Origin of the sequence: Spirosoma fluviale, assembly GCF_900230225.1 — a bacterium.
Taxonomy (GTDB): Bacteria; Bacteroidota; Bacteroidia; order Cytophagales; family Spirosomataceae; genus Spirosoma; species Spirosoma fluviale.
Map to the genome: position 1 here is coordinate 1,173,854 of NZ_OCNH01000001.1, position 24,266 is coordinate 1,198,119.

Annotated in this window: 18 protein-coding genes; 14 read left to right on the forward strand and 4 right to left on the reverse strand. The window is 51.8% G+C overall.

Annotated features, from left to right (window positions below):
* The first annotated feature begins 61 nt into the window (after positions 1-61).
* The 8 genes from CRO74_RS04835 (at position 62) to CRO74_RS04875 (ending at position 12,235) form a co-directional block, all read left to right on the forward strand.
* Positions 62-2,401 carry a glycoside hydrolase family 3 protein gene (locus CRO74_RS04835; protein ID WP_097124865.1) on the forward strand — a complete coding sequence of 780 codons (2,340 nt, stop codon included), beginning with the start codon at positions 62-64 and terminating at the stop codon, positions 2,399-2,401.
* A gap of 422 nt (positions 2,402-2,823) precedes the next feature.
* The gene (gene fucP / locus CRO74_RS04845; RefSeq protein WP_097124867.1) at positions 2,824-4,077 is read left to right on the forward strand and encodes an L-fucose:H+ symporter permease; all 1,254 of its coding nucleotides are present in this window, start codon (positions 2,824-2,826) and stop codon (positions 4,075-4,077) included.
* Between the two features lie 90 nt (positions 4,078-4,167).
* Positions 4,168-5,184: a zinc-binding alcohol dehydrogenase family protein gene (locus CRO74_RS04850; protein WP_097124868.1), complete on the forward strand. Its 1,017-nt coding sequence runs from the start codon at positions 4,168-4,170 to the stop codon at positions 5,182-5,184.
* Positions 5,185-5,267: 83 nt separating this feature from the next.
* Complete coding sequence (locus CRO74_RS04855; protein ID WP_097124869.1) at positions 5,268-6,170, forward strand: ThuA domain-containing protein; 903 nt, start codon at positions 5,268-5,270, stop codon at positions 6,168-6,170.
* A 5-nt stretch (positions 6,171-6,175) separates the two neighbouring features.
* Positions 6,176-9,382: a PVC-type heme-binding CxxCH protein gene (locus CRO74_RS04860; protein WP_097124870.1), complete on the forward strand. Its 3,207-nt coding sequence runs from the start codon at positions 6,176-6,178 to the stop codon at positions 9,380-9,382.
* Positions 9,383-9,571: 189 nt separating this feature from the next.
* Positions 9,572-10,468 (forward strand): sugar phosphate isomerase/epimerase family protein, encoded by an 897-nt coding sequence (locus CRO74_RS04865; protein WP_179830121.1) that lies wholly within the window; start codon positions 9,572-9,574, stop codon positions 10,466-10,468.
* A gap of 2 nt (positions 10,469-10,470) precedes the next feature.
* Positions 10,471-11,295 carry a sugar phosphate isomerase/epimerase family protein gene (locus CRO74_RS04870; RefSeq protein WP_097124871.1) on the forward strand — a complete coding sequence of 275 codons (825 nt, stop codon included), beginning with the start codon at positions 10,471-10,473 and terminating at the stop codon, positions 11,293-11,295.
* Between the two features lie 136 nt (positions 11,296-11,431).
* Positions 11,432-12,235 (forward strand): alpha/beta fold hydrolase, encoded by an 804-nt coding sequence (locus CRO74_RS04875; RefSeq protein WP_097124872.1) that lies wholly within the window; start codon positions 11,432-11,434, stop codon positions 12,233-12,235.
* A 20-nt stretch (positions 12,236-12,255) separates the two neighbouring features.
* On the opposite strand, the gene CRO74_RS04880 is transcribed toward CRO74_RS04875, so the two are convergent.
* Positions 12,256-12,447 (reverse strand): hypothetical protein, encoded by a 192-nt coding sequence (locus CRO74_RS04880; RefSeq protein WP_097124873.1) that lies wholly within the window; start codon positions 12,445-12,447, stop codon positions 12,256-12,258.
* 276 nt (positions 12,448-12,723) lie between these two features.
* On the opposite strand from CRO74_RS04880, the gene CRO74_RS04885 reads away from it, so the two are divergent.
* Positions 12,724-13,086 (forward strand): hypothetical protein, encoded by a 363-nt coding sequence (locus tag CRO74_RS04885; RefSeq protein ID WP_097124874.1) that lies wholly within the window; start codon positions 12,724-12,726, stop codon positions 13,084-13,086.
* A gap of 172 nt (positions 13,087-13,258) precedes the next feature.
* Here the strand turns inward: CRO74_RS04885 and CRO74_RS04890 are convergent, their stop codons facing one another.
* On the reverse strand, positions 13,259-13,678 hold the full coding sequence (locus tag CRO74_RS04890) for a hypothetical protein (RefSeq protein ID WP_097124875.1): 420 nt from the start codon (positions 13,676-13,678) through the stop codon (positions 13,259-13,261).
* On the reverse strand, positions 13,675-14,016 hold the full coding sequence (locus CRO74_RS04895; protein ID WP_097124876.1) for a thioredoxin domain-containing protein: 342 nt from the start codon (positions 14,014-14,016) through the stop codon (positions 13,675-13,677). Before CRO74_RS04895 ends, CRO74_RS04890 begins: the two co-directional genes overlap by 4 nt.
* 141 nt (positions 14,017-14,157) lie before the next feature.
* On the opposite strand from CRO74_RS04895, the gene CRO74_RS04900 reads away from it, so the two are divergent.
* The 5 genes from CRO74_RS04900 to CRO74_RS04920 all read left to right on the forward strand — a co-directional run bounded on the left by CRO74_RS04900 (position 14,158) and on the right by CRO74_RS04920 (position 23,297).
* Positions 14,158-15,375 (forward strand): PAS domain-containing sensor histidine kinase, encoded by a 1,218-nt coding sequence (locus CRO74_RS04900; protein ID WP_097124877.1) that lies wholly within the window; start codon positions 14,158-14,160, stop codon positions 15,373-15,375.
* Positions 15,353-16,405 (forward strand): response regulator, encoded by a 1,053-nt coding sequence (locus tag CRO74_RS04905; protein WP_097124878.1) that lies wholly within the window; start codon positions 15,353-15,355, stop codon positions 16,403-16,405. Before CRO74_RS04900 ends, CRO74_RS04905 begins: the two co-directional genes overlap by 23 nt.
* A gap of 133 nt (positions 16,406-16,538) precedes the next feature.
* Positions 16,539-17,579: a DNA polymerase IV gene (dinB, locus tag CRO74_RS04910; RefSeq protein ID WP_394341885.1), complete on the forward strand. Its 1,041-nt coding sequence runs from the start codon at positions 16,539-16,541 to the stop codon at positions 17,577-17,579.
* Positions 17,580-18,705: 1,126 nt separating this feature from the next.
* On the forward strand, positions 18,706-21,906 hold the full coding sequence (locus tag CRO74_RS04915; RefSeq protein WP_097124880.1) for a SusC/RagA family TonB-linked outer membrane protein: 3,201 nt from the start codon (positions 18,706-18,708) through the stop codon (positions 21,904-21,906).
* A gap of 8 nt (positions 21,907-21,914) precedes the next feature.
* Positions 21,915-23,297, forward strand: coding sequence for a RagB/SusD family nutrient uptake outer membrane protein (locus tag CRO74_RS04920; protein WP_097124881.1), 1,383 nt, complete (start codon positions 21,915-21,917; stop codon positions 23,295-23,297).
* 203 nt (positions 23,298-23,500) lie between these two features.
* Here the strand turns inward: CRO74_RS04920 and CRO74_RS04925 are convergent, their stop codons facing one another.
* The gene (locus CRO74_RS04925) at positions 23,501-24,256 is read right to left on the reverse strand and encodes a carboxymuconolactone decarboxylase family protein (RefSeq protein ID WP_218840203.1); all 756 of its coding nucleotides are present in this window, start codon (positions 24,254-24,256) and stop codon (positions 23,501-23,503) included.
* Positions 24,257-24,266: the final 10 nt, after the last annotated feature.

Below are 24,266 nucleotides of genomic sequence, written 5' to 3' on the forward strand. Positions count from 1 at the left end.
ATCGACTCCGTAGTGTTAAAGGGAACTGACGAGATCGTTGTGAAATTGACTAAAACCAACTATGAGAAAAAAGAGAATTAGTATCGGTTTATTAAGCCTGCTCACAGCCTCTGTCACCTTCGGTCAGAACTGGACCGAAAGCAAGACAGGCAACTGGGTGAAAGTGACAAACAAGGGCGGCCAAACGCTCGGCTATTCGCCTGCGTCCGGCGTAAAACTGCTGTCGGATAAAGGGTTTGCGTTCAAAGACCTCAATAAGAACGGAAAGCTGGATAAATATGAAGATTGGCGCCTGCCTGTCGATGTGCGGGCCAAAGATCTGGCGGCTAAACTCAGCGTCGAACAGATTGCCGGCTTGATGCTGTACAGCAAGCACCAGCCCATCCCAGCGGCTCCCGGCGGACCATTTGCGGGCACGTATAACGGTAAAATCTTCGCGCAGAGTGGGGCCAATGTGTCGGATTTGTCAGACCAGCAGCGGGAGTTTCTGACGAAAGATAACCTCCGGCACGTCCTCATAACCTCGGTGCAAAGTCCGGAAGCGGCTGCCGCCTGGAACAACAACGCCCAGGCACTGGTCGAAGGCCTCGGCGTGGGTATTCCCATAAACAGTAGCTCCGACCCACGCCACGGCACCCGTGCCGATGCGGAATTCAATGCCGGAGCGGGTGGAGCCATTTCCATGTGGCCCGGCTCGCTAGGGCTGGCCGCTACGTTCAACCCCGAACTGGTGCAGAAATTTGGTCAGATTGCCGCTACGGAATACCGGGCTTTGGGCATTGCCACGGCACTTTCGCCACAAGTCGACCTCGCCACCGACCCCCGCTGGAACCGGGTGAGCGGCACCTTCGGTGAAGACCCCAATCTGGCAACGGACATGGCCCGTGCGTACATCGACGGCTTTCAAACCTCAACCGGAGCGAACGAAATTACAGGCGGCTGGGGCTACGCCAGCGTCAACGCCATGGTAAAACACTGGCCGGGTGGCGGCTCGGGCGAAGGTGGCCGCGATGCCCACTACGGATACGGCAAATACGCGGTCTATCCGGGCAATAACTTCCAGACGCACTTCATGCCCTTTCTCAATGGCGCCTTCAAGCTGAAAGGCAAAACGGGCATGGCATCGGCTGTGATGCCGTATTACACCATTTCGTACAATCAGGACAAAAAGTACGGCGAAAATGTGGGTAACAGCTATAACAAATACATCATCAACGACCTTTTGCGGACCAAGTACAAGTACGATGGTGTCGTCTGCACCGACTGGCTCATCACCGCCGATGAAACCGCAGTCGATGTGTTCCTGACCGGTAAATCCTGGGGTGTCGAGAAATTGTCCGTTGCCGGGCGGCACTACAAAATCCTGATGAACGGCGTCGACCAGTTTGGCGGCAACAACGAAGCGAAACCCGTTACCGACGCTTACCAGATGGGGGTTAAAGAACATGGAGAATCGTTCATGCGTGCCCGGTTCGAACAGTCGGCGGTACGGTTGCTGAAGAATATCTTCCGGGTTGGACTGTTCGAGAATCCGTATCTGAACCCGCAGGTGTCACAGAAAGCCGTGGGTACGCCCGAGTTCATGAAAGCCGGGTATCAGGCGCAGTTGGAATCGGTAGTGATGCTCAAGAACAAGGCGAAGACGTTACCCCTCACCAAAGGCAAGACCGTTTACATTCCCAAACGGTTCACACCAGCGGGACGTAACTTCCTGGGCATGCAAACGCCCGAAAAACTGGATTACCCGGTCAATCTGGCGGTCATTAAAAAATATTTCACCGTGACCGACAACCCTGCCGAAGCCGATTACGCGCTGGTCTTTATCCAAAGCCCCGATTCGGGGGGCGGGTACAATTCGGGAGATGTCAAAGCGGGCGGGACGGGTTATGTTCCCATCAGTTTGCAATATGGCGACTACACCGCTCAGGGTACCCGCAACCCGAGCCTTGCGGGTGGTGACCCACTGGAAACGTTCACGAACCGGACGTACACCGGTAAAACCGCAAAAACCATCAACAAAAGCGACCTGACGATGGTGACCGAAACCTTCGCCAAAATGAACGGCAAGCCGGTAATCGTGGCTCTTCAGGTATCGAACCCAACGGTGGTAAAGGAGTTTGACGCACAGTCGAATTCTATTCTGGCGCATTTTGGCGTTCAGGATCAGGCTCTGCTGGAGATCATGACGGGTGCTCATGAGCCGTCCGCGCTCCTGCCCATGCAATTTCCCGCCGACATGAAAACGGTGGAAACTCAGGCCGAAGATGTCCCCCGCGACATGACCGCCTATAAAGATTCTGAAGGCAACACCTACGATTTCGGGTTTGGTTTGAACTGGAAAGGCGTCATTCAGGATGCCCGCACGGCTACGTACAAAAAGCCCGTTTTGAGTATGAAGTAAGGTATTTATGTGCGGTCAGGTTCTTAAAACCTCGTTCATGAGCGATATGAAGTTTTATAAACCAGCAATGGCGGGCTTTCGGGTTCGCCATTGCTGGTTTATAAAACCCGAATTTTTGAAAGAACACCTTGGGATGCTCGTCATAGTCTGTGACTATGCCCAACGCCGTGATGTAGCCCCAATGATCAAGGTGCTACCCGGATGAAAGTTTCAGGCCCACGGCGCTACACAGTAACCAGAGCTGATGCTATACTTTTATGACGGGAATTATTCATAAAGGGGGCCAAACCTTCTGGTATGAAGTTAATATTCCTTACTTATTGGATAATTATTGCTAGTATCCTTATTCGTAAATACTTTTCCTTTGTATTGTTCAATACGCGGGATTGATTGCGAAATCACCCTTATTTCCGTTGCTACTTATGTCTGATCGTAAAACCCGCCTTGCCATAATTCTGATCACCTCCCTGTTTTTTCTGTGGGGATTTGCGCTCAACCTAAACCCGATTCTGATTCCGCACCTCAAAAAAGCCTGTCAGCTCAGCGATCTGCAATCGGCCCTGATCGACTCGGCCTCGTACATCGCTTATTTCCTGATGGCGCTGCCGGCAGGTCTTTTCATGAAACGCTACGGCTATAAATCCGGGATTACGCTCGGCCTGTTGCTTTTCGCCTTTGGCACGTTTCTGTTCTACCCGGCAGCCGAGCAACGGATGTTCGGGTTTTTTCTGGTCGCCCTGTTCATTATTGCCAGTGGACTAACGCTGCTGGAAACAGCCGCTAACCCCTACATCACCGTATTGGGCGATAGCGACACCGCCACCCAGCGGTTGAACTTCGCGCAGTCGTTCAACGGACTGGCGGCTTTTCTGGCCCCGCTTATGGGCGGCACGTTTATCCTGTCGGGCAAAAACCTGACGGAGCAGGAGCAAACGGCCATGTCGCCGGGGCAGCTCGACGCGTATTTGAGCGAAGAAGCCGCATCGGTCGAAGTGCCTTTCCTGATTATTGGCATTGTGGTGTTAATCGTCGCTATTGTCCTCTGGCGCACTCCATTGCCCGATATTATTGAGGAAGAAGATACGCCGGAACAGGCAACAGGCTCGATTCTCGGCGAGAAAAACCTTATTCTGGGCGTTGTGGCGCAGTTTTTTTACGTAGGGGCTCAGGTCTGCATCAGTAGTTTCTTTATCCGTTTCTCCGATAAGGTAGCGGGCGTCGATGAAAAAACAGCGGCCCTGTATTTATCCGGGTCGCTGCTAGCCTTTATGGTGGGTCGCTTTTTTGGTACCTACCTCATGCGTTTCATCGCGCCACCGCGTCTGCTGGCCATTTACAGCATTATCAATGTGATTTTGCTGGCGTTTGCTATCGTTACGGAAGGCATGGTGCCGATCTACGCGCTGGTGGGTGTCGAGTTCTTTATGTCGATCATGTTTCCGACCATTTTTGCCCTGAGTATCCGGGGGCTGGGGTCGAAAACAAAGATCGGGTCGTCGCTGGTCATTATGGCCATTGTGGGTGGGGCTGTTTTCCCGGTCATCATGGGCCGTATCTCCGACCTGACGACCATCCAGATCGCCTACATCGTACCGGCACTTTGCTTCCTGGTCGTTTTCTATTTCGCGCTGAAGAACAGCACGGTGAAGAATGTAAAACTGGCGGTGTCGCATTAAGGTAGATGTTTACCACCCCCAACCCCCTCTTTTTTTCAAGGAGGGGGTTGGGGGTGGTGGTCAGTTTATATAAATACTAAACTTGTTATGATGGATTCTGTAGTGTGTGTAACGCCCCGACAACTGGCGTATCAGCAAGTGCAAAAGCCGGATCTTACGCCGGGACATGCCCTAATTAAAATCCGGCGGATTGGCATTTGCGGCACCGATTTACACGCGTTTGAGGGCACACAGCCCTATTTTACATACCCCCGCATTCTGGGCCACGAACTGGCGGCCGATCTGGTCGATGCCGACGATGCGCCCGGCTTTTCGATAGGGGAGGCCGTTACCTTTCTGCCTTATTTCAACTGCGGGTATTGCATTGCCTGCCGAACCGGCAAGCCAAACTGCTGCGTTCGGCTGAAGACGGTTGGCGTGCATATCGACGGCGGCATGGTCGAGTATTATTCCGTTCCGGTGCAGACGCTGGTGCATGGACAGGGGCTATCGCATGACGAACTGGCGCTGGTAGAACCCCTGGCCATCGGGGCGCACGGCGTTCGTCGGGCCGATGTTCAGCCGGGCGAAAACGTGCTCGTCGTTGGTGCAGGACCCATCGGGTTAGGCACGATGGAGTTCGCCCGGATTGCCGGTGGAACGGTCATCGCGCTGGACATCAACGCCAATCGGCTGGACTTCTGCCGAACGCAACTGGGCGTTCATCATACTATCAATGCCCAGTCGCCGGATGTTATGGAGCAGCTGGCGGCTATCACCAATGGCGATATGCCTACGGTGGTCATCGACGCTACCGGCAGTTTACGCGCCATTAACACCGCTTTTTCGTACCTGGCGCATACGGGACGCTACGTGCTGGTAGGCTTGCAGAAAGGCGACATCAGCGTGAGCCACCCGGAACTGCACAAACGGGAGGCTACCCTGATGAGCAGCCGCAACGCCACCCGCGCCGACTTCGATCATGTCATTACCTCCATGAAAGCAGGACTGGTTAAACCAACCACCTACATCACCCACCGCGTTGGTTTCGATAAGATCGTGCAAGAGTTCGATAGCTGGCTCGACCCTGCCAATGGTGTCATTAAAGCCATGGTGTCGCTTGGCTAAGATTGCCCACTAACAGGTAAGTAAATTTTGCGCTGAACATCCTTAGAAGAGAAGCCTGACCCGCTACAACCCAACAGCCCCGCATGAAAAACAACCGCCGAGATTTTCTTCAACACGCTGCCAGCCTGCTGGCACTTGGCACCCTGAGTATAGGCGAAGTCCTCGCCAGTCGTTCGGAATTGACCGGTAAAAAGGCGGATAAACCATACGTGGTATTCGTCACCGGCGACCATGAGTACAGTGGTGAACTTACCCTCCCGTACATCGCCGAGGAACTGGAAAAAAACTACGGTATGCGGACGAAAGTCCTGAAAGCCTATCCCGACTACAACGCGGAAAAGGACATTCCCGGTCTGGAGGTGCTGAAAGAAGCCGATCTGGCCGTTTTCTTTCTGCGCTGGCGGCTGTTGCCTAAGGAGCAACTCCAGTATATCGACGATTACCTGAAGTCGGGGAAACCGGTTATGGGCTTCCGAACTACGACCCACGCCTTCAACTACCCCGACGGTGACGACCGCAAACGCTGGAATGCGTTCGGTGAGTTTGCGTTTGGAGCTCCTCCGGGCTGGGGTGGTAAAGCCCAGCATACGCACTACGGGCACAAAAGCACGACCGATGTGACCATTATTCCCGAAGCGGCCAAAAATCCGATTCTAACGGGTGTATCTCCCTCGTTTCATGCGGCTTCCTGGCTGTACCGCGTCTTACCCGATTATCCGGCGAAAGGAGCGGTGCCCCTGCTGATGGGGAAATCGGTCAACCCCGATAAAGCCGCTATCGACAACCCCGTTGCCTGGACCTGGAAAAATCAGTGGGGCGGCAAAGCCTTCATGACGACCCTGGGTCATCCCGAAGATTTTCAGGTGGAGTCGTTTCAGCGCCTGGTCATCAACGCCATTCATTGGGAGCTTGGCAAGCCAATTCCCAAACGGTGGAAAGGTAAATTAGCGATCGACGTTCCTTATGGCCATCCCAGTAAATCCTAACTTCTATGAAAGCCTTTGTAAGCAGGAAAACCAATATCTACGCGTTGCTTGCCGTACTGGGCCTGTTAGGGCTGGGTATCAGTGCATTTAAGTTCTACGCATCGGATTCGCTGAAGCTCAAAAAAGAGGCTCACATTATGCTGATTGGCAACAATCTGGGGTCGCGGATGATGAACTACGACCAGTTTGAAACCGAGATGCAGGTTCGCTATCCGGACAGTCTGCTCTACATCCGCAACATGTGCGACCCCGGCGATACCCCCGGTTTCCGGCCCCGGTCGAGCCGATTCTCGCCCTGGGCGTTTCCGGGTGCCGAGCGTTTCCAGACCGAATACGCCAATCCTTCCGACAGCCAGGGTGAGTTCGAATCGCCCGACCAATGGCTGACCCGGCTCAAAACCGATATTATTATCTCGTTCTTCGGCTATAACGAATCCTTCCAGGGACCGGCCGGTCTGGCCAACTACAAAGCTGAACTCGATGCGTTCATCAAACACACGCTGAGCCAGAAATACAATGGCAAAACGGCCCCGCAACTGGCCATCGTGTCGCCCATTGCGTTCGAAGATTTATCGGCTACCCTCGACCTGCCGAACGGCAAGAAAGAGAACGCCAACATCCTGCTCTATACTAAAGCCATGAAGGAAGTGGCCGAGCAGAACAAAGTGCTGTTTGTCGATGCCTTTACCCCGTCGCAGCAATGGTACAATACCACCAAAGAGCCCTTGACCATCGACGGCTCTCAACTGAATGAGGAAGGTTATAAAAAGCTGGGTCTTCTCCTGGCCGATCAGGTGTTTGGCAAGGTAGCGCCCAAAGCGGAAGCCAACCGGAAATTAGTACACGATGCGGTGATGGAGAAGAACTGGATGTGGCACAATGATTACAAAATCCCCAACGGCGTTCACGTCTACGGGCGTCGCTACAACCCCTTTGGCCCCGACAACTACCCCGCCGAAATTGAGAAGATCCGGCAGATGACCGCCATTCGGGATAGCGCCGTGTGGCTGGCCGCTACCAAAGGGCAAACGATTGATATTGCCGCTGCCGATGTGCGTACCCGAAAGCTGCCCGAGGTGAAAACCAATTTCAACCCGGAGAAAAACGGGAGCCTGACCTACCTCAGCGGAAAAGAAGCATTGAGTAAGCTGAAGGTGCCACAGGGCTATAAAATCGAGCTTTTTGCGTCGGAAGAGGAGTTTCCCGATCTGGCGAAACCCATGCAGATGTCGTTCGACAACAAAGGGCGTCTCTGGGTGGCAGCCATGCCAAGTTACCCGCACTACAAACCCGGCGACCCCAAACCCAACGACAAAATCCTGATTCTGGAAGATACCAACAACGACGGGAAAGCCGATAAGCAAACCGTTTTTGCGGACCATCTGCACCTGCCGCTCGGGTTCGAAATCGCCAAAGAAGGGGTTTACATATCCCAGGGCCCCAACCTCAAACTCTTCACCGATACGAACGGAGACGACAAAGCCGACAAGGTTGAAATCCTGATGAGCGGTTACGATGACCACGACACCCACCACAACAGCCACGCCTTCTGCGTCGACCCATCGGGCGCGATTTATTCGGGCGAGGGCGTTTTCCTGCATACCAATGTCGAAACGTCGTATGGCCCCGTTCGGGCAACCAATGGCGGTTTCTACCGGTACGCTCCACAACTGCATAAACTGGAACGGACGGCTCAGCTCTCGATTCCGAACCCGTGGGGTATTGCTTTCGACGATTGGGGACAGCCCTTTTTTGCCGAAACATCCAGCCCCGACGTTCGGTGGATGATGCCCGGCACGGTGTTGCCCCGTTACGGTGAGGCCACCCATAAATCGGTGCAGTTAGTTGAAGAAGCCCACCGCGTTCGGCCAACGTCCGGGCTGGAATTTGTTTCCAGTCGCCACTTTCCGGATGAGCTACAGGGCGATTTCCTGATCAACAACACCATTGGGTTCCTGGGAATGAAAGAACACACCCTGGTTGATGATGGTACGGGCTACAAAAGCAAGCACCGGATGGATCTGGTGGTGAGCGACGACCGCAACTTCCGCCCCGTCGATATGGAGTTTGCTCCCGATGGGTCGCTGTACCTGATCGACTGGCACAACATCCTTATTGGGCATATGCAGCACAACGCCCGCGACCCCCTGCGCGACCACTCGCGGGGCCGTGTGTACCGGATTACGTACCCTTCGCGTCCGCTCGTGACGCCCGCTAAAATTGACGGTGCTTCGGTAGAAACCCTGTTGGACAACCTTAAATTACCTGAATACCGCACCCGTTACCGCACCCGACGCGAACTCCGGGGCCGCAACGCAACCGAGGTACTCGCCAAGCTGAAAACCTGGGTAGCCGGACTCGACAAAAAAGACCCCCGCTACGAACATCACCTGCTGGAAGGCCTTTGGGTGAGCTGGGGCATGAATAAAGTGGACCAGACGCTGCTCCGTCAGCTGCTGAACGCGAAGGATTACCACGCTCGTGCGGCTGCCGTTCAGGTGGTTCGCTACACCGGACATCAGGTGCCTGACCAGGCCAGTCTGCTGATGCAGGCGGCTCGCGATGAGAACAGCCGCGTGCGACTCGACGCCATCGTAGCCGCTTCCTGGATCGGTAAGGAAAAAGGACTTCCTATTCTGGCCGAAGCCGCAAAGAAACCGCTCGACGACTGGATGATCCACGCCCATAAAACGGCGGTAGCTCACCTGAAAGATATGAATGTGCCCAAAGAAAAAGAGGTCCAGGAGGTATCGTCGCTGAAAGGGCAGGAACTGGCTATGTTCAATCTGGGCAGGCAGATTTACGCCAAAGAAGGCTATTGCACCACCTGTCACCAGCCCGACGGGAAAGGGCTGGCCGCTTCCGGATTCCCGCCCCTCAGCGGTACACCCTGGGTAACGGGCAGCGAAGAGCGGCTGATCAAAATTGTGCTGAAAGGCGTAATGGGCCCCATCGAGGTGGCCGGTAAAAACTACCCCGGACAAGTACCGATGACGCCCTTCGGCGGGTTGCTGAAAGACAACGAAGTAGCCGCCGTGCTGACCTACGTCCGAAACGCGTTTGGCAACAAAGCCTCGGCGGTTAGCCCTGCTACGGTAAAGAAAGTCCGTGCCGCTACGGAACGGAAACTGGATTTTTATTCGCCAACTCAACTCCTCAAAGAGCACCCGATGGGTGCCGAAGACGGAGTTAAGTCGGCAAGCACTAAATAGTTGACGGGAACAGGTAAATGGATTCTACCCCACCCCAACCCCTCCCCTTGAAAAAAGGGGAGACGGTCGGCCGTTGCCGGGCTAAAAAAGAGTAACCCATTACGGAGCCCCTCCCCTTTTTTCTAGGGGGAGGGGTTGGGGTGGGGTAATTTGCTGCTAACCGATTGCCCATAATTAATACCTTTATTTATGTCTTTATCGAACACTGCATCGGGTATGTCGGCTGGCCAATGGGCACCGATTGGCTTCAATCTGTTAGTCTGGACAGCCGCCATATCCGAAGAAATGAACCCCATTGCCGAACGGCTGAAAACGATCGGGTACGACGGCGTTGAATGCTTTATTGACCAGCAGGACGTTAGTGTCTATCAGAAATTTGGCGACCACCTCAAGCAACTGGGTCTGCAAAGTACCTGCGTTACCGTTGTCGGGCCGGACGAGAACCCCGCCAGCGAATCGGCCAGGGTGCGCGAACAGGCGGTCGTTCAGTTGAAGGGTGTAGTCGACCGGGCGCATGCGCTGGGGGCAACGGTCATTTGCGGGCCGTTCCACTCGGCGTTTGCTACCTTCTCCCGGCGCGAGCCGCAACCCGAGGAATACGCCTACAGTGCGGAGGTGCTGCATACCGTGGGCGATTACGCCAAACAGGCAAATATCATTCTGGCTCCCGAAGCCCTCAACCGGTTTGAGTGCTACCTCTGCAACACCATGAGCCAACTGGTCGAGCTGGTGCGCAAGGCCGATCACCCCAATGTGCGGGCCATGTTCGATACCCACCACGCAAACATGGAGGAAAAACATTTTCCCGATGCCATAAAGACCATTGCCCCCGTGCTGGCCCACGTACACATCAGCGAAAACGACCGGGGTACACCCGGTGATGGCCATATCCCCTGGGATGACACCTTCCGGACGCTTTCCGAACTGAATTATTCCGGCTGGATGACCATCGAAGCGTTTACGCGCAACGACATCAATTTTGCCAACTCCATCAATGTCTGGCGGGAGTTCAGCAAACCGTGGGACATCGCCGAAAACGGCCTTAAATTCATCAAAGCCATGCAGGCTAAATACGCTAACACCTAATTATGTCATCTCCTGTTTCTTTTCGCTTCGGTGCTGAAGCGTACACCTGGTTCATGAACAACAACGGTCTGACCCATGCCAACCGGCTGGGACACATGATCGACATTACGGCGCAGGCTGGTTTTGCGGGTATCGAACCCATTTTTAACTGGATGGGCGATTTGCCCGACCCGGAAAGTCTTGGTCAGAAACTAACCGAACAGGGTGTTGAGTTAGCCGCCATTGCCCTCGCCCTCGACTGGAACGGTACCGAAGAAACCGAACAGGAACGTTACGAAGCCGACCGGGCCATTGCTCTGCTAAAACACTTTCCGGGGGCGCTGCTCTGCACCGTGCAGAAACCGACGGGGCGGCATGATCTCGAAACCCGCCGACGGAATCTGGTCAACATCGTCAACCGCGTGTCGCGACGGGCGGTCGATCAGGGCGTACCGTGCAGCTTCCACCCCAACTCCCCTCATTCGTCCATTACGCGCACGGAAGAAGATTACCGGGTCATCCTCGAATCGCTGGATGCATCGGTAACGGGTTGGACACCGGACGTGGGTCACCTCATCAACGGCGGTATGGACCCGCTCACCAAGATGAAAGAATATGCATCGCTCATTAATCTGGTGCATTACAAAGACTGGAATGGCGAACCTGAATTCGCCTTGTTAGGGAAGGGGAAAGTTGATTTCGTGAGCATCACCCAATGGTTGATCGAGCAGGAGTACGACGGCTGGATCATCTGCGAAGACGAAGGCCCCGAAGCCATGGACGACCCGGACGGCGTTACTCTGCACGACGGTCGCTGGGTATACGAAACCCTGCTTCCTTCGGTGTAGTAATCCGTGGAGTAGTTGAGTGGTTGAGTAGTAGAGTGGTGTCAGGTGCTCACACCTGACAAGCGAGGTTTCTCAAAACCTCATTCTCTTCAATTTACGATCGGTTTTAAGAAACCGACATCACAAGCGAAATAACATGCCTTACGTAGAAACCAACGGCATCAATTTATACTACGAAGAGCGGGGGAGTGGCGAGCCTCTGTTATTGATTATGGGTATCACTGCCCCCGGCTCCGTTTGGGCAAAACATGCCGACGACTGGCAAAATCATTTTCGCTGTATTCTCGGTGATAACCGGGGCGTAGGCCGGTCCGACAAGCCCGAGGGACCGTACACGACCGCCCAAATGGCCGACGACTATGCCGGACTCATCGACAAGCTTGGACTGGGAAAAGTACGGGTAGCAGGCGTATCTATGGGCAGCACCATTGCCCAGCAACTGGCGCTTCGGCACCCCGACAAAGTGCATTCACTGGTACTGTTATGTCCGTGGGCTCGTTGCGACCGTACCGCTGAAGCCATCTTCCGGCACATGGCTACCATCAAGGCCCGGCTCCGTCCCGAAGAATTTGCGAATTATATCCAGTTCCTAATTTACGCCAAACGTAGTTGGGACGATGACGCCACATTCGCGGGCCTTCTGGACGGGCGGCAGCAGGCGGCTATCGACCCGATGCCGCAGCCACTACACGGGTTGGAAGGACAAGCCGAAGCCTGCATCACTCACAATACCCTGGCCGATTTACCGTCGATTGACAAGCCCTGTCTGGTGATTGGTGGCCGAAAGGATATTTTTACCCCCATCTGGATGACCGAAGAAGTGGCGGGGGCTATCCCGAACAGCGAACTGCATTTGTATGACGACGCCGGTCATGCCTTCCATTGGGAGTGCATCGACGACTTCAATCCGCGGGTGCGGGAGTGGTTACTGGCCCATTGATGTCGATGAAGTGGCCGGAATCAGTCGGGCCACTTTTCCAGTCCGGCGGCAATGCGTAATGCCCGTTGCACATCATCCCAATAAAGCCCGCTTTCATAGCCGGTCGAGATTCTGTCGCAGGTTTCCAAAAAATCATTGGCTTTTTCAAGCCATACTACCTGCTGTGAGGCCTGATTTTCTGGATCGGGTTGCTGCTCGGGCGTGTTTTCCATATAGCCAAAGTTATTATTTTTCTGTGTGTTTGCGTACTGAACTGCCTTAAATACAGCAAGGCGTCCTTCTGTATTTGACCCGTAAATCGTCGGTCTGTACCGACTTTTAATTACTTTTTCAATTTATATAATATAACTAAAGCATAGTGTCTACCTGTCTGTTTAAGAACCTATTAGCCCTGGTTAGCATTAAATCTCTAAATTTCTTTCCTTAAATCACAAACAAATGATAATGCTATCAGTTATATGATATAGATAAAACATACACTCAGCGCTATGAAAATTGCAATAGAGAAAGGTCAGGACAAGACCTTGCTGGAAGATGGTCGTCAACAGGTTACCATCACAGACATTGAAGAAGGTACGAGTGAATATAAAGGCATTCCATTTTTTGCGGTACGTTTCGAAAACGAAGACGGCTACGTGTCGCACCGGTTCTACCAGTCGCAGGCGGGCATGCCAGCCATCATCAGCCTGTTCGACATGGTAGGTATACCCGCTCAGGAAGGCAAAGATTTGGATACCAAGCAACTGCTCGGCAAAGAATTGACCATTGAGGTAGGCGAGCGTTCCTATAACGACCCCGAAAATCATAACGAACGCGTGCTGAAACAGGCCGTTAATTTCCTGGCCAGCTAATCATTCCCATTACCGACTATTCCTTCCCTTTTCAGGTGAGCCAACCCTAAATGGCGTTAAAAAGCACTTTATCGAACGCTGAGATTCTGTAGGAATTCAGCAATTGATAAAGTGCTTTTTGGTGTAGGCTATAGTCAAAAATGACATAGCTGCTCTTATTAATACGACAGGTCTACATCAGGTTCAGGCTCATCATGCCTGATAAAAATTGCAGACAACCATCTTTAACCCGCGTGAACTCATTAATTACATGCGTAGCATGTCGTTCAATAGTGGCCGACAGACCATATCTGGCATCTTTGCAGGACGCATCTTTGGCGTGGTAGATGCACTCATTACTCTCGCAGATTATATCCCGCCGAAGCTGATTAATATCTCCCTGAAGGTGATTCAGCGCCCGGTAATAATCGACGGCATCGTACCGAAGACTACGGCAGTTGTGTTGTTCCATAACATCGTGTAAAAGAGCACGAAGCTGGAGAATTTCTTCTTCCTGCTGCCGGATGATCTGTTTCCAGTGCTGATTATCCTGATGGCAGCTGGTGGTCGTGATGAGTAAATCTGATGGAATCGTTTGGGCAGTGTGTGTCATGCTTGTAAGCCTTTAGTGGTTTTATGAAGGACGATTTCGACCTGTTGATACAATTCGTGAAAAATATCGGGACTATCAATCTGCCCTGTGTGCCACCATAATTCCTGGCCCTGTTGCAAAAGAACAAAAGCTGGTAAGGCACTAAAATTAAAGCTGCGCACAACCTCAGGGTGAGTGGTATCCGTAATTCGCATAATCTGAACCGCTGGATCCAATCCTGTCTGAATCGTTTCCATTACCTGATCCACTTCAGCCCGTTTTCCCACCCCTGAAGGTATAACTACCAGCAAGACAGGTCGTTGGGATGCCACTTTTGGCAGTGCAGAATGAGTTAACATAACAATTTGCCGGTTGATGACTGTAAAATTGCTTGTTTATAAAATGACGGTTGTTGAGATAGATCAGTCTAAAAGTTGATTCTACTCAGGTACGCAGCCTGACCACGTACTTACTTTGCATTCAGAAACAAGTAAACTGTTATGTCCGGCGACTCGTTTGAGGCTGTTTTTTCACATGCTACCATTGCCATCATTGTTTCCAATGAACAGGGGCGTATCATGTCGGCAAACCGGTTTGCCTGTAGTCTATTTGGCTATGAGCAGGGAGAAATGAGTAGCCTCAATATTGATGCCTTAGTGCCTTCGACGGTTACCAGCCGACACAAACAGTTGCGGGCCAATTTTATGGCCGATCCACAAGTCCGGGCTATGGGCCACGGCCGTGATCTGTATGCCCGCCGTAAAGACGATACCGTTTTTCCGGCCGAGATAAGTCTTAGCTATTTCCACCAGTCGGATTCCTTATTTGTCGTAGCCTATATTCTGGACATTACCTTTAAAAAGGACGCTGAACACGCTCTGCTTGAACAGAAAAGGCGAATTGAGCAGCTAAATAGTGAACTGGAGCAAAAGGTAGTTAACCGGACGAGCGCCCTCATGGCGACATTAAACCAACTCGAACAGTCCAAAAACGAGTTGGCAAAGGCACTGGCTACCGAGCGTGAACTGGGCGAACTGAAATCTCGCTTTGTATCTATGGCTTCTCATGAATTTAGAACGCCCCTAAGTGCCATTCTCACATCGGCATCGCTGGTTGAAAAATACCCGAGCATCGAGCAGCAGGAAAAGCGACTCCGGCACATTCAACGAATCCGATCGTCTGTAAACCACCTGAACGATATTCTGGAAGAGTTTTTATCGGTAGGCAGACTGGAAGAAGGACGTATCGAGCCCAGAAAGTCATGGGTTGAGTTACCCAGAATACTCAATGACGCCATGATCGATTTGGAGGATATGCTGAAACAAGGCCAGCGAATCCAGACAGAGTTCAACTGTCCGGAGCCCGTTCTGACGGACAAATCACTTATTCGGAAGATAATCGTTAACCTCCTTTCTAATGCAATCAAATACTCATCTGAAAATAAGACAGTTGAGCTGAAAGTTTACGTCCGGGATAAAAGGGTACAAATTATCGTCAGTGACGAAGGGATCGGAATATCGGAAGACGACCAGAAGCGGCTGTTTGAACGATTTTTTCGCGCTAAAAATGCCACCAATTTTGAAGGTACCGGTCTTGGCCTTCATATCGTTGCCAAGTACATCGAACTGTTGAATGGGTCAATCGAACTGTCAAGTCAGTTAGGTGAAGGAACGACCGTAACTATTTTACTCCCTCATGAAAACTATTCTGCTAATTGAAGATAATGATATAATCCGGGAAAATACGGCAGAAATCCTGGAGCTTTCCGGTTATCGGGTTATAACGGCTAACAATGGTAAAGCAGGGGTTGAACTCGCGCTGGTGGACCGTCCTGACCTGATCATTTGCGATATTATGATGCCCGTGTTGGATGGGTACGGCGTTTTGCATATCGTCAATAAAAATTCCGCGCTCACCGGAATTCCCTTTATTTTTCTGACGGCTAAATCGGAACGGGATGACTTCCGGCGGGGTATGGACCTGGGTGCCGATGACTACCTGACCAAACCGTTCAGCGAAAGTGAGCTACTGAGCGCTATTGAAGGTCGGCTAAACCGATTTACAACGCTTTTGTCAGACAGCGGTACGACGGAGGAGGGATCAGCCCGTTCGTCAGGAGAAACACCGTCGAACGGATGGTTTCAGGCACTGATTGCCGATCGTAAGTTACACCGGGTACCCAAAAAGCAATTCATCTATACCGATGGTGATGAACCGACGCGGCTCTATTTCCTAAAAAGCGGTCGGGTTAAAATTGTCCGCACCAGCAACGACGGTAAGGAACTGGTGACCGATCTGTTTGGTCCGAACAGTTTTATCGGTTACCGGGCATTGCTGGAGAATATAAATTATACGGATTCGGCGGTTACGCTGGATGATGCGGAACTGATCTATATTCCGAAAAATGAATTCCTGCAAATTCTGGCCGCGCAGCCTGAAGCCGGGCGTCAGTTTGTGCATCTGCTGGCGGACCATATCAGTGGTAAAGAAGAGCAATTGCTGAGTATGGCCTACAGCTCCCTGCGCCGTCGGGTGGCCGATACACTTCTGCGACTGGGCACGTCGCCAGACGGTGAGCCGGTACCACCTATTCAGCTATCCCGCGACGATCTGGCGGCTGTTATTGGTACGGCGACGGAGTCCCTGATTCGAATCCTGACTGAATTTAAGCACGACGGACTAATTGAAATGAGCAGCGCGGGAATCCGGCTTTTGGAACCAGATAAACTTCGCCGGGCGAACTGGTAATTGAATTTGTATAAATTCTATCATTCAAATAGGGTAGTGGATGCAAAATGGAAGCGGCTAAGGTCGTAAATTAGCGTTCTTTAGGGAGCGAGTCGTGAAGCAGCCAGAAAACAGAAAGATTATTCACATCGACATGGATGCCTTTTATGCATCCGTTGAGCAGCGTGATAATCCTGAATTACGAAACAGGCCACTGGCCGTTGGGGGCTCCCGCCAGCGGGGGGTGGTGGCAGCGGCCAGCTACGAAGCCCGCCAGTTTGGTGTCCGGTCGGCTATGGCCTCGTCCATAGCCCTGCGAAAGTGCCCTGATTTAGTGTTCGTTAAACCCCGTTTTGACGTTTATAAAGCCGTTTCCAATCAGATTCGGGCTATTTTCTCCCGCTATACCGATCTCATAGAACCGCTTTCGCTGGATGAAGCGTATCTTGATGTTACCGATGACTTACCAGCCAACTCATCGGCTACCCAGATTGCCCAACTCATTAAAGAGCAAATCAAACAGGAGACTCTTCTAACCGCATCAGCGGGTGTTTCGTACAATAAATTTCTGGCTAAACTAGCGTCTGATTACCGCAAACCGGATGGCTTGTATGTGATCAAGCCGCAGCAGGGGCCGGGTTTCGTGGAGGGGTTAACGGTTGGTCAGTTTCATGGCATTGGCCGCGTCACCGCCGAAAAGATGAATCAACTTGGCATCTATACCGGTTTGGATTTGCGGGGGCAGACCGAAGCATTTCTCACCCGGCATTTTGGCAAAGTGGGGCATCATTATTACTGTATTGCACGGGCTATTGACCACCGGCCGGTAACCCCCAATCGAATCCGTAAATCGGTCGGGTCCGAAAATACCTTTGCAGACGATTTAACAGAACAGGCCCACTTGATTGATCAGCTGATTCCGTTGGTCGAGAGTGTATGGAGTTATTGTGAACGAACAGCTGTGCGAGGAAGAACCCTCACACTAAAAGTGAAGTACGCCGATTTTGAGCAGATTACGCGCAGTCGCACGACATTGGGTTTACTTTCCAGTAAAACTACGCTGACACAGATTGCCCTGGATCTATTAGCAACTCTGTTTCCGCTACCCAAAGGTGTTCGACTACTGGGCGTTTCGTTATCGAACCTACAGTCGGGAGAGCGGCCTGAAAATGGGCAGCTTACCCTTGATTTATGAAAGCGTTATTCAGTGTTATGAGCCTCTGCTCAACCTCCAGTAGCTTTGCCTATAACCACTTCGATGGGTGTTGAGTGTCTGTTAATTGGAGTATGAATTGGTACCTATAAGGGTAGGCGTTATAGCCAGCTCCCAAACCTTTTTTCTGTAATGAGCCAGCAACTGCTCAAAGGTTATGATCGTTAAGTGCTGATTATGATCAGAATATACTTTGCTGGATTTATACTTTCTTTTGCTCATTAGTCTATTTATGAAGCATATTTAACTCGTTCAAAGATATATGTTAATACATTCAGGCTACGATGTGTACCAACAAAACTGATTGTATGGTAAAGTTTATCCTATATACTCTATTGAAATACTAAAAGTTCTCAAAAAAGTTATTTAATGTCCTGCTAGTATCCGTATATTTTATTTTTAGCCTAGTTGAATTCTAGAGTGATTACTAGTCTGAAATGGTTTTTTGTGAGTACAGTAAGGGAATATTAGTTCATATACCTATCCCCGGGACGAATTTATTCCTGCCGAATTATAATGACGGGTTTGGGAGGTTAAGAAACGCGTATGTGGATAATGGTTGCCGTCTATATAAAAATAGAAAAGCCAATAGCCCTTTTAATTTACCTTTAACGAACGCCTACACCTTCCTTCATGGTATTTATCATGACTAAATCTTTGGTGATTACATTGCTCGTGGCTGGGATATTTATGCCGTTTAGTCTACTCGGATATATAGATTCATTTTATTTGTTTCCTATATGTCTGCTCCTTCTGTTGTATCTGATGGTTAAAGAGGCCCGTAACCGTAAATGAAATACCAGGCTTTGATTGGAAGACCCACGGTGAGGTCGGTGTGCTGGCTTTGAATGAAGCTAACAGATAGATGTCGTCTTAGCGTCCTTTTGCCATTCCTGAAACATCAATAGTAATAATTATCTATACGTAAATATGTAATTATTTTTATAAAAAATAGTTAAAAATACATAAACTACATTTTAAGTAGAAAATGCCCCGAAAATAAGCGAGTTATAGATATTATTGTAAGGCGCTGTTCTGGCTGGTTAAACCAACCCTCTCTGTTTTAACTAAATCAGAAGCGCCAGTATATCTAATAAACTAACTCGCTATGATGAATTCATTACCTGATTATGCCAGGAACAGACGTTGGAAGTGGTTGCTCATACCTCTTTTTGTGTTCGCCATACAGCTGAGCTATGCACAATCCATCATTACAGGTACTGTAACCGATGCTACTACCGGTGAGGCTATGGCTGGTACAACTGTTCAGGTTAAGGGAACCAACGTTGGGGCGACTACCAATGCGGCCGGAAAGTACCAGATTTCGTTGCCAGCTACGGGTAAAGTGCTGATTTTCTCCTTCATCGGCTATCAACCCACAGAAGTTACAGTTGGCAACCGCAGCGTGGTCGATGCGAAGCTGAGTAGTTCGGATAACGCGCTGAGCGAAGTGATTGTAGTAGGGTACGGGGTGCAAAACCGGCGTGACGTTACTACGGCCATTGGTTCTGTGAAGGCTAAAGATCTGGCCAATCAGCCGGTGGCTAGTTTCGATCAGGCGCTGGCGGCAAAAATTGCCGGGGTGACGGTCACTCAAACGTCTGGTGCTCCGGGTGCTGCCTTGTCAGTTCGGGTGCGGGGTACGGGCTCGATCAGTGCTGGTAATGACCCGCTCTATGTGGTGGATGGGATTCCGCTCTCGCGCGATACCAAGTTTGCCACCGGGGGTACCAACACGCAGTTTCCCGACAACCCAATTAACGTGCTCAGTACCCTCAATACCGATGATATTGAAAGTATTGAAGTGCTTAAGGATGCTTCGGCAGCGGCTATTTACGGCTCCCGTGGTTCCAATGGTGTTGTGCTGCTAACTACCAAACGGGGTAAGGAGGGTAAAACGGTGGTGAATTATGACTCCTATCTCGGCGTTCAGCAGGTTTCCAAAAAAATCGACATGCTCAATGCTTACGAGTATGCCCAACTAAGCTACGAAGCCAAGAACAACGCCTACATCGACCGAAATCCGACCGGGAAACCAACGGACGCCAACGATGTTCGAAGCCGGGGTGTGGGTGCGCCCAGTACGCTCATTCAACCCGAAATTGTGCCTTACCTTTCCGGACAGCCGGGCCTGACGAATACCGACTGGCAGGATGCTATCTTTCGGTCGGCACCGATTCAGAATCACACCATCTCCATTTCGGGAGGAAAAGAAAATGTGAAATTCTATGTGTCGGGCAACTACCTCGACCAGCGGGGGGTGGTCATTAACTCGGGTTTCAAACGGTACAGCGCACGGGCCAATGTCGACGTGAAAAGCGGACGGCTTACGGTGGGCGTAAACCTCAATCCAACTTATTCGTACCACGATCTGATCAAGGCCGAAGGGCCGTATCTGGGCGAAGGCGTGGTAGGTCTGGCGCTGCAAATGGCGCCAATCTTTCCGGTTTATAACACCGACGGTTCCTACAATTTCGGGAACAACGGCTGGGGATACGGCGCTACGTCTATCCTGAACCCGGTGGCAATTGCCAACCAGGTGAACGATAAGCTAAGTCAACTGCGGGTGCTGGGTAACACCTACGCACAGTATGATATTCTGAAAGGGCTGTCGTACCGGCTGAGTCTGGGGGCCGATATCAATAGCTTTCAGCGGGATTATTACCGGCCGTCGACGCTCGAAATCCGGGATCGAAAAGGGGCATCTGTGCCCACCGGTTTTTCCAGAGCGCAGAACTTCGTGAACTGGCTGGTTGAGCATACGCTGAATTATAACCGGTCGTTTGGCGTACACAATGTATCGGCACTGGCGGGTTTCTCGTCGCAGAAAGACCGTCGGGTTGCCAATGAACTGACGGCTACCAACTTCCCGAACGATCTGGTGCAGACGCTCAATGCCGGGCAGGTTTCGTCCGGGAGTTCCGATATTCAGGAGTGGTCGCTGCTCTCGTATATAGGTAGGGTTCAGTACGATTACAACGGGAAGTACCTGCTGTCGGCGGCTATTCGGGCCGACGGGTCGTCGCGCTTTGGGCGGTCTAACCGCTGGGGTTATTTCCCGTCGGTGTCGGCGGGCTGGAATGTCTCGCAGGAAACGTTTCTGAAATCGGCTACCTGGCTGAGCGATTTAAAACTGCGGGCCAGCTACGGCCTGACAGGTAATTTCCAGATTCCAAACTATGGTTCGGTCAGTTTGCTGGGGTATCAGAATTACATTCTCGGCCCTGAAACCATTGTGAGCGGACTGGCACCCACCAATTCGGCCAACGACAAGCTGAAGTGGGAAAAAACGGCCATGTTCGATATCGGCTTCGATGTGAGTTTCCTGCGTAACCGCCTGAACCTGACGGTCGATTATTACAACGCCAGTACCTCCGACCTGCTCCTGAACGTACCCGTACCGCGTGCGTCGGGCTTTAGTACGGAGTTACAGAACATTGGCAAAGTCAACAACCAGGGCCTTGAACTCACGCTGGGAACCCGCCAGACTTTCGGGCGTTTCCGCTGGGAGGCCAGTGGCAACATTGCTGCCAACCGCAACAAAGTGATCGCGCTCGGACCCTCCGGCGATCCGATTATTGTGGCTGGTGGTGTGGCCGGTGCCCAGTTCATCACCCAGATTGGACGCCCTATTGGCGAATACTACACGATGATCAATGATGGTGTGTTTAAAAATCAGGCTGAAATAGACGCCTATCCGCACACCACGACCACCCGCCCCGGCGATTTTAAATTCAGGGACAATAATGGCGACGGGAGAATCGACTTCAGCAGCGACCGGGCCATTACGGGCAGTTACTTCCCGAAGTTTACTTTTGGGTTGACTAATAACTTCGCTTACCGGGGCTTCGATTTGGGCGTTGCTATTCAGGGCGTTCAGGGACATAAAATCCTGAACCTGATCCGGCGTTACATCTATAACATGGAGGGCAACGGCAACCTGTTCCGGGGTTCTCTGGAACGCTGGCAGTCGCCCGACAATCCGGGGAACGGACTAGTGAACCGGGCGAACCGTCTGGCGTCCGGCTCCAACGGCGAAATCTCGACCTGGCACATTGAAAGTGGCTCGTACGTGCGTATCCGGACCATTACCCTTGGCTATGCGCTGCCAACGGCACTGCTTCAGAAAATCCGCCTGAGCCGTGCCCGCCTGTACGTGACCACCCAAAACCCGTTCACATTTACTAAATACCTCGGCTACAACCCGGAGGTAAACAGCCGCCCCGACAGTGCCCTGTCGTCGGGTGAGGATTATGGCACCTACCCATTACCCCGTACCACCTCCGTTGGCATCAACCTATCCTTCTAGCCCTAGTTATGAAAAAGATAACCGTTTTATTAGCCTGCATGATTGGGCTTTCGGCTTGCCAGAAAGACTTTCTGGATTTAAAACCCCTGTCGCAGCCCAACGCCGATAATTTTTATAAAACTGCCAACGACTTCGGCAACGCGGTCAATGGTGCTTACGATGCGCTCCAGAGTGCGAGTCAGTACGGGGGCGATTACAACACAATCGTGGAGGCCCGGAGTGATAATGTTCTGGACAACGACCCATCGTCGAGCGCCGGGTTGCGTTACAATATCGACCGCTTTATTGAGCCGACTACGAACTCGGTACTGCGGGATACGTGGGGGAGTCTGTACACCGGCATCAATCGCTGCAACCTGATTCTGGACAAAATCGATGCCGTGTCGATGGACGCGACGCTGAAAGCCCGCTATAAAGGCGAAGCTCAGTTTATCCGGGCGTTGTCGTATTTCAACCTGGTTCGGTTGTGGGGCCGGGTGCCGCTCGTGCTGAAAGCCGGTTCAACAACTGAAGCCCGGTCGTTTGTACGAAACGAGGTGACCGAAATTTACGCAGCGATTGAAAAGGACCTGACCGATGCGGCTACCGGTTTACCCGCCACCTACACGGGTGTGGACGTTGGCCGGGCTACGTCCGGTGCCGCCAAAGGCTTGCTGGGAAAGGTATATGTGACGGAGAAAAAGTACGATCTGGCCGTGTCGACACTGCGCGATGTGGTGAACGGAACGACTTATCGACTGTTGCCTAATGTGGCCGATGTTTTTCTGGTCAGCAACAAGAACAATGCGGAGATGTTGTTCGCGGTGAAGTTCAGGAAAGGTGGTTTGCAGGGTGAAGGGCACGGGTCCTGGTACGGAACCAGCATTGGCGACAACATCGAACCTTCATTGCGGGCGGCTTATTTACCTGCTGACAAGCGGCTTCCGCTAACGGTTCAGGTACCGGTGCCAACCAGTATCAACGCCGTACCCCGGAAGTTTTACGACGAGCTGTCGGGTACGAACGACGTGGGCAACGACTTCCCGGTGCTGCGCTTCGCCGATGTGCTGCTGTTGTATGCCGAAGCCCTGAACGAAGTGGGGTATCAGGCCGATGTTGAGGCCTTCCGTACGCTCAATCTGGTTCGTACGCGGGCGGGTGTACCTAATTACACGAGTGCGCAACTGACTACCAAAGACACTTTCCGTACGGCGATCATCAACGAGCGCCGACTGGAACTGGCGCTGGAGAACGACCGCTGGTTCGACCTGATTCGCACTGGAACAGCTGTTGATGCCATTAAAGTAACGGGTATTACCATGCCTGCTTACCGGACGCTGTATCCGGTTCCGCAATCAGAAATCGACACGTACAATAACAAAACGACTTTCCCGCAGAATCAGGGGTATTGAGTTTTGGGTATTGGTTATCAGTGTATTCATTAATGGCCGGTGAGATGATTCGATAAAAAGATTGTTAACCACAAAGACGGTCAGCCGTTGTGCCGCAACGGCTGACCGTCTTTGTGGTTAACAATCTTTATCTGTTGACGAGATGAACTCCGGTTATTCCGTACGTTGGCTCCCTAGCCCCTCTTTGTTCACAATTCATTTAGTTACTTTGTCGACGGGTTGCCAGCTCTTTCCTTGCGCAACGCTTGCCATACCTGGCTTGCTGCGGCCCCTTCTTTTTCGCCGACGCTGGTTTGAATGATCGCGACCAGGTGCGTAAGCTCGCCCTCGGTGAGCCCGTTATGCATACCGATGTTTAAATGGCTGCGCAATTGACTATCTACACCGCCCAGGCTGGCCAGCGCCGAAATGGTGGCCAGTTCGCGGGTTTTCCAGTCGAGGTTATCCCTACCGAAAATATCGCCGAACAGGTGTTCTTTCAGAAACTGGTCGATAGCCGGAGCAAACTCAAAAAGTCCCCCTTTTATTGGCATTCCGATGAGCTTTGTTTGATTGTCTGTGCCAAACTGTCGTCTGTTCGTATCCGCTGGCAGGAGCGACGGTTCTTTGCCGACCGGGTCGTTGATACCCCGTTGCTTTCGCTCTTTCAGCACGTCCGAAAAGGCTTGCAGGGCGTTCAGACTGCGGGGGAATCCGGCGTAGGCGTATAGCTGTACCAGGATTTCTTTGATCTCGCTGATTGTCAAACCGGCATCCAGACCGGTGTTCAAGGCTTTCGTCAACTGAGGTATATTTCCCTGGGCCATGAAGGCCGAAACGGTAACAATCGCCTGTTGGCTGGCACTCAGTTTCTGGCTGGTTTGTGTAGCGCTTTGATTTGTTGGTTTCATGGATGATTGAGCCCATAGGTCGTTGGATAAGCAGGACGCAAAAAGTCCCAGCACCAGAAAAATTTTCATAAAGGGTGTT

What these genes read in the sequence shown, in the direction of transcription:
- CRO74_RS04835 (WP_097124865.1), top strand. Translation starts at nt 62, where the DNA reads ATGAGAAAAAAGAGAATTAGTATCGGTTTATTAAGCCTGCTCACAGCC.
- fucP (WP_097124867.1), top strand. Translation starts at nt 2,824, where the DNA reads ATGTCTGATCGTAAAACCCGCCTTGCCATAATTCTGATCACCTCCCTG.
- CRO74_RS04850 (WP_097124868.1), top strand. Translation starts at nt 4,168, where the DNA reads ATGGATTCTGTAGTGTGTGTAACGCCCCGACAACTGGCGTATCAGCAA.
- CRO74_RS04855 (WP_097124869.1), top strand. Translation starts at nt 5,268, where the DNA reads ATGAAAAACAACCGCCGAGATTTTCTTCAACACGCTGCCAGCCTGCTG.
- CRO74_RS04860 (WP_097124870.1), top strand. Translation starts at nt 6,176, where the DNA reads ATGAAAGCCTTTGTAAGCAGGAAAACCAATATCTACGCGTTGCTTGCC.
- CRO74_RS04865 (WP_179830121.1), top strand. Translation starts at nt 9,572, where the DNA reads ATGTCTTTATCGAACACTGCATCGGGTATGTCGGCTGGCCAATGGGCA.
- CRO74_RS04870 (WP_097124871.1), top strand. Translation starts at nt 10,471, where the DNA reads ATGTCATCTCCTGTTTCTTTTCGCTTCGGTGCTGAAGCGTACACCTGG.
- CRO74_RS04875 (WP_097124872.1), top strand. Translation starts at nt 11,432, where the DNA reads ATGCCTTACGTAGAAACCAACGGCATCAATTTATACTACGAAGAGCGG.
- CRO74_RS04880 (WP_097124873.1), bottom strand. Translation starts at nt 12,447, where the DNA reads ATGGAAAACACGCCCGAGCAGCAACCCGATCCAGAAAATCAGGCCTCA.
- CRO74_RS04885 (WP_097124874.1), top strand. Translation starts at nt 12,724, where the DNA reads ATGAAAATTGCAATAGAGAAAGGTCAGGACAAGACCTTGCTGGAAGAT.
- CRO74_RS04890 (WP_097124875.1), bottom strand. Translation starts at nt 13,678, where the DNA reads ATGACACACACTGCCCAAACGATTCCATCAGATTTACTCATCACGACC.
- CRO74_RS04895 (WP_097124876.1), bottom strand. Translation starts at nt 14,016, where the DNA reads ATGTTAACTCATTCTGCACTGCCAAAAGTGGCATCCCAACGACCTGTC.
- CRO74_RS04900 (WP_097124877.1), top strand. Translation starts at nt 14,158, where the DNA reads ATGTCCGGCGACTCGTTTGAGGCTGTTTTTTCACATGCTACCATTGCC.
- CRO74_RS04905 (WP_097124878.1), top strand. Translation starts at nt 15,353, where the DNA reads ATGAAAACTATTCTGCTAATTGAAGATAATGATATAATCCGGGAAAAT.
- dinB (WP_394341885.1), top strand. Translation starts at nt 16,539, where the DNA reads ATGGATGCCTTTTATGCATCCGTTGAGCAGCGTGATAATCCTGAATTA.
- CRO74_RS04915 (WP_097124880.1), top strand. Translation starts at nt 18,706, where the DNA reads ATGATGAATTCATTACCTGATTATGCCAGGAACAGACGTTGGAAGTGG.
- CRO74_RS04920 (WP_097124881.1), top strand. Translation starts at nt 21,915, where the DNA reads ATGAAAAAGATAACCGTTTTATTAGCCTGCATGATTGGGCTTTCGGCT.
- CRO74_RS04925 (WP_218840203.1), bottom strand. Translation starts at nt 24,256, where the DNA reads ATGAAAATTTTTCTGGTGCTGGGACTTTTTGCGTCCTGCTTATCCAAC.